Origin of the sequence: Flavobacterium sp. GSB-24, assembly GCF_027924665.1 — a bacterium.
Classification (GTDB): Bacteria; Bacteroidota; Bacteroidia; order Flavobacteriales; family Flavobacteriaceae; genus Flavobacterium.
This window is the reverse complement of sequence record NZ_AP027043.1, coordinates 2,554,090-2,572,043: the sequence shown is the minus strand read 5'-3', so window position 1 is coordinate 2,572,043 and position 17,954 is coordinate 2,554,090. Positions and strand designations below refer to the sequence as shown.

The window sequence follows — 17,954 nt, the reverse complement described above, 5'->3', positions numbered from 1 at the left end:
TCATTAGAGAGGTTGTTTTAAAAATTATCTAACAAAATCACTCATGAAAACTACCTTTTTTAAATCTATTATAGCTCTTTTTCTTTTGTTCGGATGGACAATTGCAACCGCACAAATGATTAAGACCAAAACACCTGCACGAGCAAAAGGACAGCAAGATGTACTGAGAATGGCAGCAGACCCGATTCCGACCGTTCGTGTTGCTTTTATCGGCCTTGGAATGCGCGGTCCCGGAGCTGTAGAACGCATGACACATATTCCCGGTGTAGAAATTGTAGCGTTGTGCGACATGACTAAGGAAAACACGTCGAAAGCAAATGAGATTTTAACCAAAGCTGGTTTCCCAAAAGCGCAAGAATTTTACGGCGATGAAAATACATGGAGAAAAGTAACGGCATTGCCAAACGTAGATTTAGTTTACGTAGCAACAGACTGGCTGCATCACGCTGTTATAGGAGTTCAGGCAATGAAAGACGGAAAACATGTCGCTATTGAAGTTCCTGGCGCTTTAACCATGAAAGAAATTTGGGAACTTATTGACACTTCAGAAAAAACAAGAAAACATTGCATGCAATTGGAAAATTGCGTTTATGATTTCTTTGAACTAACGACTTTAAATATGGCACAGCAAGGTTTGTTTGGAGAAATTCTTCATGCAGAAGGTTCTTATATTCATGGTTTACAACCATTTTGGGGCGAATACTGGAACAACTGGAGAATGGATTACAACATTAAACACAGAGGCGACGTATACGCAACGCACGGAATGGGGCCAGCGTGTCAGGCACTAAACATTCATCGTGGTGACAAAATGAATTTCTTGGTTTCTATGGACACAAAAGCGGTTGGAAATCCTGCTTACATCAAAGAAAAATCAGGTAAAGAAATAAAAGATTTTAGAAACGGAGATCATACCATGACGATGATTCGTACTGAAAATGGAAAAACAATTCAGATTCAGCATGATGTAACTTCTCCGCGTCCGTACAGCAGAATGTATCAATTGAGTGGTACAAAAGGTTTTGCTAATAAATACCCGTTAGAAGGTTATGCTTTGGACGGAAAAGAATTAGGTGACGATGTAAAACCAAATCACGAAAAATTAAGCGCGCACTCTTTTGTTCCTGAAGAAGTGAAAAAAGCTTTAATGGAAAAATACAAACATCCAATTGCAAAAGGAATCGAAGAACAAGCAAAAAAAGTAGGCGGTCACGGCGGAATGGATTTTATTATGGACTATCGTTTAATTCATTGTCTGCAAAAAGGATTGCCGCTGGATATGGATGTATATGATTTAGCAGAATGGTCTTGTTTAGGTCCGTTGACTGAAATTTCATTAGATAATAATTCAGCTCCGGTAGAAATTCCAGATTTCACCCGCGGCGGCTGGAATAAATTGAAAAAATTGGAATTTTCAGAATAAATATTGGTTAGTTAAAGAAGGCAAGAGAGCATCATTGAAAAAGTGCTCTCTTGTTTATTTTAGGTCTATCCATCCCAAAAAAAAGCCACCTGATTTTATTCAGATGGCTCTAGTTATTGCTTTAAAAATTACTTCCAGTTAAAAGTAATATTCTTTTCGATTTCACTGCTTAAACTTAAGAATACAGGACAAGTCATTGCAGCGCGTTCCAAAATAGTTTTATTCTTTTGATCAGCAACGCCTTGCATTTCAAACACAATTTCTATTGCGCCGATTCTTCTTGGTTCTGCATTCATGATTTTTGTTACTTCGGCTGTAGAGCCAACAAAATCAACCTCTAAATCACGGGCTTTTATTCCCATAATCGTCATCATGCAGCTTGCTAAAGCATTTGCAACTGTATCTGTTGGAGAAAAAGCCTCGCCTTTTCCGTTATTATCTAATGGTGCGTCAGAAATGATTTCGCTTCCTGACTGCACATGAATTGATTTTGTTCTTAAATCTCCTAAATAGGTTACTTTTGATGTCATTAATTTGCTACTTTTAAAGTTAAGTCACTGTCATAGTATAAGATGTAAACACCCTTGTTAGCGTGTCCGCCATCTTCTTTTCTATAATATTGAAATTTATTATCTACCTGCTGTGTAGTCATTAAATCTGCCGTTTCCTGAAAAGTTTTTCCTTGTACCAAGCGCATCATCGTATCAAAAGTAACATCAAAACCTCTTGTTGCATAAGTAGTTGGGTTTATTTTGTTTTTCAGACGGTATTGCTTTTCATAAATTAAAACTGCTTGGTCGTCACTTTCACGAGTTACAGAAGGATACATTAATTTTAATTTCACTAAGTTATCAAAACTAATTTCATCAGTATCCAATGTACTGTTTGGTTCTAGAATTACCAGTTGAACCTGACACGTTTTCTGAGAATCAATTAGTGCTTTAATTGTAGTTTTAATCATTGCAGTATTTGCCGTTTCCATCACCACATAATTCATTCGGTTTGGAATTAAAAGGCTTTTTAAATTCGCAACATCCAGACCTCCAGTTTCAGTTAAAGATGCAAATGCAACACCTTTCTGATTTTGTTTAATATAATTAACAACAGATTCCTTTTTCTTATCTACAACAGCCACAATATTTCCGTTTTTAGAACGCATATAATCAAAAACAGCATTTTTAATTACATCATTTGATGGTATAGACTGATACAAATTCTCAATCGGGTTTGCACTGTCTTTTGATAATGGAGAAATAACAGGAACATTATATAAACGAAGTGTATTAGCTGTTGATTCAGCATTATTTTGGTAAAATGGTCCTATAACTGCATCAGCATCTTGAAGTTTACTAATTAAACTAGGCACATTTGAAGTCGTTTTTGTTTCCTGAGAATCATATATAGCCACATCAATTGGCAGTTTCAATGTTTTCGCAGAGTCAATTGCCATCATCGCTCCAGAATAAAAATCTAAAGTCATATTTAAGAACTTATCGTTTTTAATTCTGTTTGCAGTTCCAGAAGTATCGCTTTGTACTTTAGCCAAATTAAAAGGCAGTAACAAAACTACTTTTTTACGTTCATTGGCACCTCTTTTTTTGCTCAGCTCTACAATTTCTGGATTAGCATTTTCAGATGATTTTACCTTGTCAATAATTTTAATTCCTCCGCCAGTGCTTTCAATAGGTTTGTCGATTGCAGAGTCAGCTGTTTTTTCAACTGGAACCTGCGCTGCAATAATTGGAGCCGGTGCCACATATCCTGAAGGAACTTTTAAAACCATTCCTTCTTTTACACCCTCAGAAAGTGAAGGATTTAATGCCACTAATTCATCTTGCGTTAAATGAAAAACTCTTCCTAAACTATAAAAAGTTTCTTTTGGCTTTACCTGATATTCCATGTAAGTCACTGCTTTTTTAGAAGTTTCAGCAGGTTTTTTACTTTCTACAGATTTTGCTGTTTCAACTGAAGCAGTTTCAGTTTTCGGCGCTTTTCCTTTGATTGTCAATCTATAACCAACTGGCAGACTGGCAACAATATCTGGATTGCGTTTTTCTAATTCTTCCACAGTCATATTATACTGTTTTGCAATACCAAATTTAGTTTCTTTTGGCTGTACATCATGATATACATATTTTTCTGAACCTTTTTCTTTTGCAGGTTTTGCTGCTGTTTTTGGAGCAGATCCTTTAGCAGGAATGACTAATTTTTGTCCAATTTGAACACCTGTTTTTTCTAAAAATGGATTCGCTGCTTTTAAAGCTTCGTCCGAAATTCCGTATTTCTTCTCAATGCTGTAAAAAGTTTCTTTTGGCTGCACTTCATGAATCACTTCTTTTCCAGAAGCTGCAGGAGCTTTTGTTTCAGAAACTTCCTTTTTGGCTTCACCTGTTTTCGTCGGAATCAACAATACCGAATTAGGAGTCAAACCTGTTCTTGCATCTGGATTTAATTGATAAATATCAAAAGGCGTTACCTTAAACTTCTGTGCAATCTGATTAATAGTTTCTCCACTGGAAACCTTATACTTAACCACCTTTTCCTGAGAAAAAGCATTTGAAGAGATAAAGAATACAAAAGACAATAATGTTAAATAATATTTCATAATAAGGCTTAAAAACAATTTAATTTCTAATTCTAAAAGCAAGTTACAAATTTTCCTTAAAGCAAAATTCGCGCCGTTTGTTTAATCGTTCAAAAATTACCTCAAATCAATTTCTACTTTGGCAATAATGACTTCTTTATATAACTCATCTTCTTCTTTTTTCTTGCATTGATAAAGCACTTCTTCCATGTTTTCGAATTTATCGCTGTACACATAGTATGAAAGGCTGTTAATATTAAAGAAGAAACTAGCGTTAAAATCGCCAGAATCAATGAGTTTCATAATAAACTTATCGCGCTCAACTGCGTCTGTAAATATACCCAAAACTAAGTAATACCCATTCGAAACTTCTTTAAGATTATCATAAACTTCCACTTTTACTGTTTTATCAGCTCTTAACGGATTGTCTTTCAATTCTTGTTTCATTTCTTCCAATGAAATTGTTTTTGAACTTTCGGCAGTAGAATTTTTATTCTGTTTTTTAACCGCTTCATCCTGATATTTTTTCAATTTAACCAAAGCCAGCTTGTCGTCAAATTTTCTAGCTTCCATACTGTAATAAGCAGCTTTACTGATGTGTCTTTTTACTTCTATTTTTTTCTGAATATCGAGCGAGTCAATTTTTGCAATCAAAAGCTGATTTTGTGCATCACCCTGCTCCTGCTCTATTTTATAACGTTTAATTTCTTCTAACGACAAACGCTGCTGCAAAGAAGCTGCATTATTATTTTTTTCGCTTTCGCGGATTTTCTTCTTATACTCCTGATTTTCCTCAACTGCAATTCGTTCTACTTTATTCATCAAACCGGCATAAGCTTTTCTATTTTCTGCCAGTTCTTTCTTTAATTGAGAAGATAATTCATTGGTTTTATTGATTCCCTCAGAAGATTGTTTTTCCAATCTTTTTGATTCATCAACATTTAAAATATCCATTCTCTTCAATTCTTTCAAATCATTATTCATCGAATTGACTAACGAATCTAATTTTGCCATTAAAATATCCTGAACATTTTTATTGGCTTCTAATACCAAACGCAGTTTTTCTACCGAATTTTCTTTGGAACCATTCATGTCATTCAGATTTACTTTCAGATCATTAATCTTTATAATTTTCTGATTCATCTCTTTCTGAACAATAAGACGATCTTTTAAATCATCTATCTCAACTGTTTTTGCTTTTGTCTTTTCAACCACAACCTGCTTTTCTGCCAAAGCCAGCATCAATTCTTCACTTTCGTTGGCTGGTTTTATTGCTGTTGTATTAATTGCCAATTTGTTGCCAACTACCAATCCGTTTACAATTTCTGGATTTTGAGATTCAAGCTGATCGATAGAGATTCCGTATTTCTTTGCAATAGAAAACTTTGTTTCTTTTGGTTCAACCACATGAAAAACAGTTTCTTGATTAATGACACGAACTCTTCCGTCTAAAGTTTTTCTTTTGTTTGGAATGACAATCGTCTGACCAATCTGCAGTCCGTTTTGAAGTATTTCTTTATTTAAGTTTTCTAAATCCTGAACCGAAACATTGTATTGTCTCGCAATACTAAACAAAGATTCTTTAGCCAAAACCTGATGAGTGGTTTTAGATGAAACAACAGTTTCCTGCTTAGATGAATGTTCTGAATTTTGAGGAATTATTAATTCTTGACCGATTTGAAGTCCGCTGGCAAGAATTTCTTGATTAGCATTTTGAATGGCTTCTACAGAAACATGATATTGTTTAGATAAGCCGAAGAGCGTTTCTTTGGGCGCAACAATATGTGTTTTACTTTGCTCTTTAATTATGGTTTGGGAGTTGTGAACTGGAATCTTTATAATCTGATTATCCTTGATTCCATTTTGCGATTCGGGGTTGAGTTTGTAAATCTCATCTATAGAAACCTTATACTTTTGGGCAATAAAATAAGCAGTTTCTCCTTTTTGAATCTTGTGCTCAATAATTGAATCTTGCGCAGTTATTTTGTTAAAAGACAAAATAAAGACAAGAGAAATTGTTAAAAGTTCTCTCATAAATAGTAGGTTATAAAAAATTAAGGCCTTACAAATGTAAGACCTTAATTTTAAAATACGCTGCTATTCCCACTCAATTGTTGCAGGTGGTTTTGAACTAATATCGTAAACTACACGATTCACACCTTTTACCTTGTTGATAATATCGTTCGATACTTTCATCAAGAAATCATACGGTAAGTGAACCCAGTCAGCAGTCATACCATCTGTTGATTCTACTGCTCTAAGCGCTACTACTTTTTCGTAAGTACGCTCATCGCCCATAACTCCAACACTGTTTACCGGAAGCAAAATCGCTCCAGCCTGCCAAACTTTGTCGTACAATCCCCAAGATTTTAATCCTTCGATAAAAACAGAATCAACATCTTGTAAAATTTGTACTTTCTCTGGAGTAATATCTCCTAAAATTCTAATTGATAATCCTGGTCCTGGAAAAGGGTGTCTTCCTAATAATTCAGGATCTATTCCTAAAGTAGCTCCAACTCTACGAACTTCGTCTTTAAACAACATTCTAAGTGGTTCTACAATTTTTAATTTCATATAATCTGGCAATCCACCAACATTATGGTGCGATTTAATAGTTGCAGATGGTCCTTTTACAGAAACAGACTCGATAACGTCTGGGTAAATTGTTCCTTGTGCTAACCATTTTACGTCTTCAATTAAGTGTGATTCGTCATCAAAAACTTCGATGAAAACACGTCCAATAGTTTTACGTTTGGTTTCAGGATCACTAATTCCTGCTAGTTCAGAAAGAAAACGATCTCCTGCATCTACACCTTTTACATTTAATCCCATTCCCTTATATTGGTTCAATACATTTTGGAACTCGTTTTTACGTAAAAGACCGTTGTTTACGAAAATACAGTAAAGATTTTTACCAATTGCCTGATGCAATAAAACCGCAGCAACAGTAGAATCTACACCGCCTGATAATCCTAAAACAACTTTATCATTTCCTAATTTCTCTTTTAATTCTCCCACCATTTCTTCTACGAAAGCATTTGGTGTAAAGTTTTGAGGAACTTCGGCAATTTTAACTAAAAAGTTTTCCAGCATTTTTGATCCATCTGTTGAATGGTAAACCTCTGGATGGTATTGAATGGCATAAGTAGTTTCGCCTTCAATTTTGTAAGCTGCAAATTCTACATCATGCGTGCTTGCTAATTTTACAGCATTTGTTGGAAGCGCTTTGATACTATCACTGTGGCTCATCCAAACTTGACTGTTTTCTGAAACTCCTTCAAAAAAAGTTTCATTCTCTTTAATATAAGATAAGTTTGCTCTACCATATTCTCTGGTATTTGAAGCTGCTACTTCTCCACCGCTGAAGTGCGCTAAATACTGCGCTCCGTAACAAACGGCAAGCATTGGAAGTTTGCCTCTAATTTGCGATAAGTCAGGATGTGGTGCGTCTTCTCCTCTAACAGAGAAAGGGCTTCCTCCTAAAATTACGGCTTTATAACTTGATAAATCACTTGGAATGTGATTGTAAGGAAAAATTTCGCAGAATATATTTAATTCGCGAACTCTACGCGCAATAAGTTGAGTATATTGCGATCCGAAATCTAAAATAAGTACGTTGTGTTGCATGCGCAAAAATACTTTTTATATTCGAAATTGAAAAATGGAATTTTGATTTTTTTTTTAGAAAGGTTCTAAGGTTCTGAGATACTAAGGTTCTTAGTTTTATTTATAACCTAAAAAAGAAAAAACTTAGCGCCTTAGAACCTTAGCAACTTAGTTTCTGTAAAAAAAATCTAAAAAAGAAAATATTTCGTATATAACGAAGAACCCAATTACAATTTAACTATGAAATCAAAATTTGTTGCCGTTACCCTATTATTATCGTTAGTTTTAACTTCTTGTGATGCTGTTGATGATCTATTAAGTTTCAATATTTCGAATGAGACTTCTATTAAAATTAAGAGCACATCTCCTATCAATTTACCTTCGGAAATAATCACTCCCGATGTTACAACCAATTCTTCAGCTGAATTTGAAAACAATAAAACGAAGGCTAGTTTGGTCAAAGATGTAAAAATCAGATCACTTAAATTATCCATTTCTGATCCTTCCGATAAAACTTTTACGTTTTTAAAGTCGGTTCATCTATATATTTCGACAACCAATTCTGATGAAGTTGAATTAGCTTACCAAGAAAACATTAATGCAAGTGCAAATACAATCGATTTGATTTGCACCGATAAAAAATTAGATCAGTACATAAAAGCAGACAGCTACAAAATTAGAACTCAGGTAACCTTAAAAGAAACCCTTACAAAAGATGTGACCGTAAAAGCAGATATGAAGTTTAGAGTGACTGCGGATCCGTTCTAATCTTAGAGGCTAAGGTTCTGAGATGCTGAGATGCTAAGTTTCTTAGCTGAAAGGTTCAAAGAAAAAAGGTTTAAACTTTTTTCTTTGAACCTTTTTTTTATACTTGAAAAATAAAATCTTAGAATCTTAGCATCTAAGTATCTTAGAACCTCTACTAGAAAAACCAAATCTTTTCCTTAATTTTATAGAACCCCTTCAGATCACTGCAAAATACTTTAAAATATAATTATTAAGAAGTAAACCATAACCAATGTGCACTTTCGAAATATTAATTTTAAAATATAACTCATGAGTAAAATAGTTGCCGAACAATTAGTAGATATGTTGGTAGAAGCTGGAGTGAAACGCGTTTATGCGGTTACTGGCGATAGTTTAAATCATTTTAATGATGCCATTCGCAGAAGCGGAAAAATAAAATGGATTCATGTGCGACATGAAGAAGTTGGCGCGTATGCTGCAGCGGCCGAAGCAGAATTAGACGGTTTTGCTGTTTGCGCTGGAAGCTGTGGTCCCGGTCACGTTCATTTAATTAATGGATTGTATGATGCACATCGTTCGCATGTTCCTCTTTTAGCAATTGCTTCTACGATTAATACCAGCGAAATGGGAATGGATTATTTCCAAGAAACCAATACCATTAAACTTTTTGACGATTGCAGCCACTATAATCAAATGATTATGACAGCGGAGCAAGCACCTAGAATTATCCAAACAGCCATACAACATGCTTTAGGCAAAAAAGGCGTTGCTGTTATTGGTTTACCTGGCGACGTTTCTGAATTAAAAGCTGTTGAAAGCAATATTTCTACTCAATATTTTCATTGTAATCCTGTTATCCGACCTTCTGATACTGAATTACAGCATTTAGCAAAAGCTATTAATGAAAGCTCAAAAATAACTTTGTTCTGCGGTATCGGAGCTGAAAAAGCACACGATCAAGTAGTGCAGTTGTCTCAGCATATTAAAGCTCCTGTTGGATATTCTTTTAGAGGAAAAATGAGCATTCAGCCGAATAATCCTAACGAAATAGGAATGACAGGTTTACTCGGTCAGCCTTCTGCTTATCACAGTATGCACGAATCACATTTGGTTTTATTATTAGGAACTGATTTTCCTTATGATAAATTCATGCCTTCAGACAATAAAATCATTCAAATTGACACAAGCACAGAACGTTTAGGAAGAAGAGCCAATCTCTATATGGGTCTATGCGGTGATGTTGCCGATACGATAGAAGCTTTACTGCCGCTTTTGGAAGCAAAAACAGATGATAGTTTTTTACAAGCGCAGTTAAAATTATACAGCAGTGTAAAAGAAAGCATGAATACTTATATTAATGATAATGGCGGAGAAGACACCATTCAGCCCGAATATGTAGCACATATCATTGATAAACTGGCAGATCAAGATGCAGTTTTTACCGTAGATACTGGTATGAGCTGTGTTTGGGGAGCTCGTTTCATTAAAGGAACGGGACAGCGAAAAATGTTAGGTTCTTTTAACCACGGTTCTATGGCCAATGCGATGCCAATGGCTATTGGGGCTGCTTTGGCGCATCCTGAAAGACAAGTTATTGCCATGTGTGGCGACGGCGGTCTTTCTATGCTTTTAGGAGACTTGGCAACCATTCATCAATATAATATTCCAATCAAAATTATTGTTTTCAACAACCGTGCTTTGGGAATGGTAAAACTTGAAATGGAAGTTAGCGGTTTACCCGACAACGAAACAGATATGGTAAATCCTGATTTTGGTCTAATTGCTCAAGCAATGGGATTTCAGGGCGTAAATGTTCATAAACCTGAAGAAGTTCAGGGAGCAATTGAAAATGCTTTTCGCCATAATGGTCCTGTTTTATTAAATATTTTCACTAATCCAAATGCGCTGGCAATGCCTCCAAAAGTAGAATGGGAACAAGTAATTGGAATGGCAAAATCGATGACAAGATTAATGCTGGGCGGTAAAATGGAAGAAGTTTTAGACACCATTAAATCCAACTATAAACATTTAAAAGAAGGCATTTAAGCTTAATTAAAGAATCATGGATATAAATACCAATAAATCATACACCAAATACTATGTTATTGCATGGGTATTTGGTTTGATTTTCTATTTTTTAGATTATGTAATACGTTCTGCTCCAGCAGTAATGTTTCCAGAACTTTCGCAGAGTTTTTCTGTGAATGAAATTAGACTAGTAGAAATTGTCGGCACTTATTATTACACCTATTCCACCTGTAGTTTAATTGCTGGAATTGCTCTGGACCGATTTGGAGCTAAATATTCACTTTTTGCAGGAGCACTTATTTTAGGAATCGGCTGTTTATTATTTATGATTTCCAGTCAGTTTAGCGGCGTTGTCGGCCGATTGTTTCAAGGTGCGGGATGCGCTTTTGCTTTTCCAGGCTGTGTCTATTTGGCCAGTAAAGGATTTTCTGCAAAATCACTCGCAACAGCCATTGGATTTACACAATGCCTCGGAATGCTTGGTGGTTCTGCAGGACAATTTGTTGTTGGGCCGTTGATTGAAGAAGGAATGAATATCAATACGTTTTGGCTCTCGATTGGAATTTTCACAATCATTGTAGCTTTCGGACTTTGGTTTATAACTCCTTCCAACATCGCAGATAAAAATATAGAAAGTACAGAAAAGAAACAAAGTCTGCTAAATCCTTATAAAATCGTTTTTAGCAATCCGCAATCTTGGTTTTGCGGTATAATTTCGGGATTGCTATTTGCGCCGACAACTATATTTGCAATGACTTGGGCTGTGGATTTTTTTCAAAAAGACCGTGCTTTCGACTTTCATACGGCAACAATCTCGAGCGCTATGGTAGCTTTTGGCTGGGTTTTCGGATGTCCGTTGTTAGGATATATTACAGACAAGATAAATAAACGAAAACCAGTTTTGGTATTTGGTGCTGTCTTTATGATTGCAGCTTTAATTCAATTGCTGTATTTTCCAGATCTACTTCCAGCAAAATACAGTATGTTTTTATTAGGCGTTGCTTCTGGAGCTGCTATGATTCCATATTCTATCATTAAAGAAGCTAATCCAGATAATGTAAAAGGAAGTGCTACAGGAGCCATCAATTTTATAACTTTTGGTGTAACAACGCTCTTAAGTCCATTATTCAGTCGCTTATTCGGCAGAACCCTTGATGAAACTGTTGATAAAACAAGTCATTTTCAGCAGGCAGGACTATTTTGGATTATCGGAATTACAATAGCCATTTTAGTGAGTTTTCTATTAAAAGAAACTGGCAGCGGAAAAAAACCAGATGCTGAAAAAGTTATTATATAAGAAGAAACAAACATCAATAAGATAAAGATAGGATCAAGAAAATGATCTTATCTTATTCTTTTGTAACTACAATTGAAGCTTTAAAGCCGGCAGCTAGATTATCCCAGTAATCACTGGTAACCATTGTGCCTTTATCGTCATATACTTGGATCTCGGCAGTATTTCCCCCAAGCGTTCCAATATTTAAAGCTTCGAAATCTAATTTATTAAAACCTGGATTAAGATTAATTTTTACTTGTTGAAAATTAGAATCTAATAAAAGTCGATCTCGCACTACAAGTTCATTTGAAGAAACTTTCACTAAATCCCCATCAATAGCTCCAAAATCACGGAACTTCACAATAAAATATTCTGATTTGGTTTTAAAATCACCCAGCGAAATGTTTTTCTTCACCAAAACACCTCTGCCTTCTCGCAATCCGGCATCTTTTAAAGATTTATCAAGATCTTTTTCCATTTTTGCCACATAGCGATCGCCTGGATTGGCAAAATCGGTTTCTGTAGACATGGTAAATTTGCTTTTTTCTTCTCCAATCTGAAATTTAGATTTTTGAGTTATCGTTGTATTTTCAAAAACGTTTGGGGTTTTAATACTTGGAATATCATTTAATTCTGCCTGTGGATCTTTTGTCTCAGGAGCTGGAATTTTTTTTGGTTTTGCACTAAACTTTGGTGCGGGAATAGCTTTGAATTTAGAATTAAATTCGGCTTGGGCTGATACTGACAACGCAGTAAAAAACAATATGAAAAATAAAATGTGCTTCATTGAAAAAGTATTATCGAATCGGCTTTTATAATTAGTCTTAAATAATAGTCCAGCATCACAAAAATAGCATAATTTAATTAGGCATTGCAACTTTAGGACTTTTATAACAATAAATTAAGCTAATTTTTGGAATCAAAAAACCTGCCAAAATTTTTCTCTTTGATTAAAATAAATTTCTAACTCTAAAATTTCAAATTCCAATATCTCTGTCTTTAATATAGAGTTTCTTTAAATTTACTATTTTGATAATTAACAACTTATTCTTAACTTCAAGACTTTATTTTACCATTTACAAAAACTCAATAAAATGGATTATATCGATTATTACAAAGTATTAGATGTTACAAAATCTGCGACCGAAGCAGAGATCAAAAAAGCATATAGAAAACTGGCCAGAAAATACCATCCCGATTTAAATCCGAATGATAAAGAAGCCGAAAAAAAGTTCAAAGAAATTAATGAAGCTAATGAAGTTTTAAGTAATCCTGAAAACCGAAAAAAATACGACAAATACGGTAAAGACTGGAAACATGCTGATGAATTTGAAAAAGCGGGTTACGATCCTAATCAGCAGCAAAGCAGACGACAAACCAGTTCTCAATATTCTGATAGTGATTTCTCAGGTTTTGGAGGCGGCGATTTCTCTGGAAGTGATTTTTCAGATTTTTTCAATTCGATGTATGGCGGAGGCAGAAGCAGATCGCAGTCTAAATATAGAGGACAGGATTTTAATGCCGAACTAGAATTAGATCTCAAATCGGCTTACACCACACATAAGCAGAGCTTAACGGTAAACGGAAAAAATATCAGAATTACTATTCCAGCCGGAGTTGAAAATGGCCAGATTATAAAAATTCCAAATCATGGCGGACCTGGTGTAAACGGCGGTCCAAATGGTGATTTATTTATCACTTTTTCTATTGCCAACAATTCAGAATTTAAAAGAGAGGGCAACAATTTGTATACCGATGCACCGCTTGATTTGTATACTGCGGTTTTAGGAGGTGAAACGTACATCAACACTTTTGACGGAAAAGTAAAAATCAAAGTTCCTGCAGAAACACAGCCGGGAACGAAAGTAAAACTGAAAGGAAAAGGTTTTCCTGTTTACAAAAAAGAAAATCAATTTGGTGATTTGTATATTACTTATACGATAAAAGTTCCAACAAAATTGTCGGATAAAGAGAAAGAATTATTTGAAGAATTAGCAAAACTAAGAAGTCATGAAAAATAAAAATTTAATCCAGATAAAGCAGTTTTGTTTGTATCACGAAATTGAAAATACTTTTATAACTGAACTTAACAACTATGGTTTAATCCAAATTATTAGCGAAGAAGACGATGAATATTTGGAGCCTGAGCAGCTGCCAACGGTCGAAAAAATGATTCGCATGCATTACGACCTCAAAATTAATCTGGAAGGAATCGATGCCATAGCCCACTTATTAAACAAGATAGAAAACTTACAGCAGAGTCTAAATACGGCACACAACAAACTTCGTCTTTACGAAGAAAGACATATCGACTAACAATTTAATATCACAAAAAAGCTTGATTTCCGATTTGATTTCAAGTTTTTTTTTATGGATGCCAAAAGCAGAATTCTTAAATTGCGACATCTTAATTAACCTGAATTTGCTCTTTTAAAACCATACGGACAAATTCGCAAAATATAAAAAATGAAAAGAGAAAACATCTTAACTGGATCTCCGTGGGAAGACAAAATGGGATATTGCCGCGCAGTAAGAATTGGTAATATTATTGAAGTTTCTGGAACTGTAGCAATTGTTGATGGTGATAAAGTAAAAGAAGATGATGCTTATGCTCAAACTTATAATATATTAGAGCGAGTTGAAAAAGTTTTAGAGGATCTAAATGTCAGCATGAAAGATGTTATTAGAACAAGAATTTTCACAACCGACGTTTCAACTTTTGAAGAAGTAGCCAGAGCACATTCTGCTTTTTTTAGAGATGTAAAACCAACAACCGGATTTTACGGAATCAATCAATTAGTTGCACCGGAGTATTTGGTGGAAATAGAATTCACTGCTGTTGTGCAGTAATTTTTTTGCCGCGAATTCCACTAATTTAAACTAATATATTGCTACAGATTAAAGGATTTTAAAGATTCATTCATAATTCTTTCAATTAAAAATATATTAATTCGTGAAAATTCGTGAAATTCGTGGCTGAAAAACTTTCATTAAAAAACATCCATGACTTTAAACCTAAAAGAAACATTATTATCTATTCCAAAATGGATTATAATTTGTGCTTTAATAGGTATATTTTCAGGATCTGCATCGGCCTTATTTTTGGTTTCTTTAGAATGGGTAACACAATTTAGAATGCAGCATGATTGGATTATCTGGCTGTTGCCTTTCGGCGGATTTCTAGTTGGATTGAGTTACTATTATTGGGGAGAATCTGTAGTTAAAGGAAATAATTTACTTCTTGAAGAGTACGAAAATCCTAAAAAAGTTATTCCGTTTAGAATGGCACCTTTAGTTCTATTTGGAACATTAATTACCCATTTATTTGGAGGTTCTGCCGGCAGAGAAGGAACGGCAGTACAAATGGGAGGCGCAATTGCCGATCAATTCACCAAAATTTTTAAATTAGATAATTCCGAACGCAAAATTCTTATCATTCTTGGAATCAGTGCTGGTTTTGCTTCTGTTTTCGGAACGCCTTTGGCAGGTGCCATTTTTGCTTTAGAAGTCTTATATTTTAGCAAAATTAATCTTAAAAGCACTGTACTTTCTTTTTTAGTCGCCTACGCTGCTTATTTCACAGTAGAATTCTGGAAAATTAAACATACACATTACAGCATTCCTATTATTCCAGAACTTAGTTTCAACAACATTATTTTCACCATAATTGTTGGAATTCTTTCTGGATTTGCCGCACTATTATTCGCAAGAAGTACTCATTTTTGGGGTTCGCTTTTTTCCAAAAACATTAAATATCCGCCGCTTCGTCCCGTTATTGGCGGCGTAATTTTAGCGATAGCTTTTGCAGGTTTTGGACTTACCAAATTTTCAGGATTGGGAGTTCCTGTAATTGTAGATTCGTTTTCGAATACAAGTGAATGGTATGATTTTCTGTTTAAAATTCTTTTCACAGGATTTACTTTAGGAGCTGGATTTAAAGGCGGAGAAGTAACTCCTCTATTCTTTGTTGGTGCAACTTTAGGAAGCGCATTATCAATAGTAATTCCAATGCCAATTGCTCTTTTAGCCGGAATCGGATTTGTTGCTGTTTTCTCTGGAGCAACCCACACTCCTATTGCCTGCACTATTATGGGCATGGAATTATTCGGAATTGCTCCTGGAATATTTATTGCAATTGCCTGCACAATTGCCTATTTTTCTTCGGGTTCTATCGGAATTTATAAATCGCAGATTGTTAAGGGAGCTAAATATAAATTATATCAAAGGTTAAATTCCAATTTTTAAAATTCCAAATTCCAATCTCCTAGTTATAGTTCCTACGGAACATAAAGATAAAACCTTAAATCTCTCCTACGGATCAAAATCCGCTGCTACAAATGTAATGTACCTACGAAACTTAAAAAGTTTCTGAAAAAAATAAAAAAAATAAAAATCCGTTGAAATCTGCGTTTTCGCGATAGCGAATCTGTTTCATCCGCGTTCAAAATTCATACGCAAAATTTAAATTCCAAAATAAAAACCCAATATCTATTGAAATAGACTGAATACTAAAGAAACTGTGACTAAAAATATTTTCAGCATTACATTAAAAAAATGTAAATTCGCACACTATGAAAATACAAGACATTCAAGCGATTCAGTTATTACTCGCCACTCCAAAAAAAATCGTCATCATTCCGCATAGAGGACCAGATGGTGATGCAATGGGTTCAACATTAGCTTTATACCATTTTTTAATTAAAAATAATCATCAGGCAACAGTAATTGCTCCAAATGATTTTCCTAATTTTTTAGCTTGGCTTCCAGGATCAGAAACTGTAAAAATATTCGAAAAAGACACCGAAAACTGCACTAAGATTTTAGAAGAAGCAGAAATCGTTTTTACGCTTGATTTTAATGCTTTTCATCGTACAGGCGAAATGGAGCATACTTTAGCAAAGCTAAATGCTATTTTCATAATGATCGATCATCATCAAAAACCTGATGATTATGCCACTTATACCTATTCTGACCCTTCATATGGTTCTACCTGCGAAATGGTTTACAACTTTATCACTTTCTTAAACAAAAAAGAAGATATTGACAAAACCATCGCGACTTGTATTTACACAGGAATTTTAACCGATTCAGGCTCATTCCGTTTCCCTGGAACAACAGGAAACACTCATAGAATTATCGCTGAATTAATTGATCTGGGTGTAGAAAACACACAGATTCCAGTTTTATTATTTGACAATAGTTCCTTCAGCAGATTACAACTGTTAGGCCGAGCTTTACAGAATATGAAAATATTCGAAGAGCATAAAACTTCTTATATGACGTTAACACAAGAAGAACTAGATTCTTTTAATTATGTTAAAGGTGATACAGAAGGAATTGTTAATTATGGCTTGAGTATAAAAGATATTGTTTTTACTGCTATTTTTATCGAAAATAAAGACGAAGGAATAATTAAAATTTCATTCCGCTCGCAGGGAGGTTTTGATGTAAACCAATTTGCAAGAGATCATTTTAACGGCGGCGGACACAGCAATGCAGCCGGCGGAAGATCTGAAGTTTCGATGGAAGAAACTGTAAAGAAATTTGAAGATTTAGTAAAAAAACTAACACTATAGCCCACATGAATTACCTAAAACTTAGCATTTATAGTTTGCTTTTTGCTGTTTTGTTAATCAGCTGTAAGCATCATGAAGAAGCCAGAAGACCTATTTCCAACGCTTCAGGAACATTCATGAAAAAATCTGCAGATCGAAATAAGAAATTAGTGGCTAATGAAGAAGATGTCATTAAGAAAATAATAAAAAGCAATCCGAAAGTAAAATACTATGCCACTCCAAAAGGGTATTGGTTTTATTATGATGAAAAAAATGCTGCAGAAACTGCATCACCAAGAAAAGGCGATATTGCTTATTATAATTTAGAAGTTAAAGATATAAAAGGCAATATAATTTATTCTGATTCTGACCTTGGTCCGCAGACTTATTATGTAGACAAACAAGACATTATGATGGGACTTCGCGACGGAATTAAGAGAATGCATAAAAATGAAACTGTGACATTTTTATTTCCATCGCATATGGCTTATGGTTATCATGGAGACAACAAAAAAATTGGTACAAATGAATCTTTGATGGTTACCGTTACATTGAGAAATTTTGTTCCAGATCCAGCTCAAACTAATGCTCCTGCGCAGACTAATGCTTCTGCTCAAACTACTGCTGTAGCTCCAGCAGGACAAGCTCCTAAAACAACAACACCGAAACCTGCAGCTCCAAAACCTGCAGCTCCAATAAAAAAAGATACATTAACTCCATAAAAAACAATCTCTT

At 34.7% G+C, this 17,954-nt stretch carries 15 protein-coding genes; 10 read left to right on the top strand and 5 right to left on the bottom strand.

The genetic code is table 11. The annotated features are described in order from the left end of the window. Window positions 1-43 precede the first annotated feature (43 nt). Entirely contained in the window at window positions 44-1,423 is a 1,380-nt protein-coding gene (locus tag QMG60_RS11270) for a Gfo/Idh/MocA family oxidoreductase (protein ID WP_281867880.1), read from the top strand. A gap of 128 nt (window positions 1,424-1,551) precedes the next feature. Here QMG60_RS11270 and QMG60_RS11265 read toward each other — a convergent pair whose 3' ends face one another. The 4 genes from QMG60_RS11265 to guaA form a co-directional block, all read right to left on the bottom strand. Beyond that, window positions 1,552-1,953, bottom strand: coding sequence for an OsmC family protein (locus tag QMG60_RS11265; protein WP_113678082.1), 402 nt, complete (start codon window positions 1,951-1,953; stop codon window positions 1,552-1,554). After that, a complete protein-coding gene (locus tag QMG60_RS11260) occupies window positions 1,953-4,028 on the bottom strand; it encodes a LysM peptidoglycan-binding domain-containing protein (protein ID WP_281867879.1) in 2,076 nt (691 codons plus the stop codon). Before QMG60_RS11260 ends, QMG60_RS11265 begins: the two co-directional genes overlap by 1 nt. A gap of 96 nt (window positions 4,029-4,124) precedes the next feature. After that, window positions 4,125-6,041 carry a LysM peptidoglycan-binding domain-containing protein gene (locus tag QMG60_RS11255; protein WP_281867878.1) on the bottom strand — a complete coding sequence of 639 codons (1,917 nt, stop codon included), beginning with the start codon at window positions 6,039-6,041 and terminating at the stop codon, window positions 4,125-4,127. A 63-nt stretch (window positions 6,042-6,104) separates the two neighbouring features. After that, window positions 6,105-7,634 carry a glutamine-hydrolyzing GMP synthase gene (guaA, locus tag QMG60_RS11250; protein WP_057118875.1) on the bottom strand — a complete coding sequence of 510 codons (1,530 nt, stop codon included), beginning with the start codon at window positions 7,632-7,634 and terminating at the stop codon, window positions 6,105-6,107. A gap of 219 nt (window positions 7,635-7,853) precedes the next feature. On the opposite strand from guaA, the gene QMG60_RS11245 reads away from it, so the two are divergent. From QMG60_RS11245 to QMG60_RS11235, 3 genes are all read left to right on the top strand, one after another. Next, on the top strand, window positions 7,854-8,381 hold the full coding sequence (locus QMG60_RS11245; protein ID WP_281867877.1) for a hypothetical protein: 528 nt from the start codon (window positions 7,854-7,856) through the stop codon (window positions 8,379-8,381). A gap of 288 nt (window positions 8,382-8,669) precedes the next feature. After that, window positions 8,670-10,406, top strand: coding sequence for a thiamine pyrophosphate-dependent enzyme (locus QMG60_RS11240; protein WP_281867876.1), 1,737 nt, complete (start codon window positions 8,670-8,672; stop codon window positions 10,404-10,406). A gap of 16 nt (window positions 10,407-10,422) precedes the next feature. Further along, window positions 10,423-11,685, top strand: coding sequence for an MFS transporter (locus QMG60_RS11235; protein ID WP_281867875.1), 1,263 nt, complete (start codon window positions 10,423-10,425; stop codon window positions 11,683-11,685). A 52-nt stretch (window positions 11,686-11,737) separates the two neighbouring features. Here QMG60_RS11235 and QMG60_RS11230 read toward each other — a convergent pair whose 3' ends face one another. Further along, entirely contained in the window at window positions 11,738-12,451 is a 714-nt protein-coding gene (locus QMG60_RS11230; protein ID WP_057118882.1) for a hypothetical protein, read from the bottom strand. Window positions 12,452-12,758: 307 nt separating this feature from the next. Here QMG60_RS11230 and QMG60_RS11225 point away from each other — a divergent pair, with 307 nt between their 5' ends. The 6 genes from QMG60_RS11225 (at window position 12,759) to gldI (ending at window position 17,941) form a co-directional block, all read left to right on the top strand. Beyond that, the gene (locus QMG60_RS11225) at window positions 12,759-13,685 is read left to right on the top strand and encodes a J domain-containing protein (protein ID WP_281867874.1); all 927 of its coding nucleotides are present in this window, start codon (window positions 12,759-12,761) and stop codon (window positions 13,683-13,685) included. Continuing rightward, window positions 13,675-13,980, top strand: coding sequence for a chaperone modulator CbpM (locus QMG60_RS11220; RefSeq protein ID WP_057118887.1), 306 nt, complete (start codon window positions 13,675-13,677; stop codon window positions 13,978-13,980). Before QMG60_RS11225 ends, QMG60_RS11220 begins: the two co-directional genes overlap by 11 nt. Before the next feature lie 150 nt (window positions 13,981-14,130). Further along, entirely contained in the window at window positions 14,131-14,514 is a 384-nt protein-coding gene (locus QMG60_RS11215) for a RidA family protein (protein ID WP_281867873.1), read from the top strand. A 153-nt stretch (window positions 14,515-14,667) separates the two neighbouring features. Continuing rightward, on the top strand, window positions 14,668-15,909 hold the full coding sequence (locus QMG60_RS11210) for a voltage-gated chloride channel family protein (protein WP_281867872.1): 1,242 nt from the start codon (window positions 14,668-14,670) through the stop codon (window positions 15,907-15,909). A gap of 326 nt (window positions 15,910-16,235) precedes the next feature. Beyond that, a complete protein-coding gene (locus tag QMG60_RS11205) occupies window positions 16,236-17,240 on the top strand; it encodes a bifunctional oligoribonuclease/PAP phosphatase NrnA (protein ID WP_134140804.1) in 1,005 nt (334 codons plus the stop codon). A 5-nt stretch (window positions 17,241-17,245) separates the two neighbouring features. Continuing rightward, entirely contained in the window at window positions 17,246-17,941 is a 696-nt protein-coding gene (gldI, locus tag QMG60_RS11200) for a gliding motility-associated peptidyl-prolyl isomerase GldI (RefSeq protein ID WP_281867871.1), read from the top strand. The last annotated feature ends 13 nt before the right edge of the window (window positions 17,942-17,954 follow it).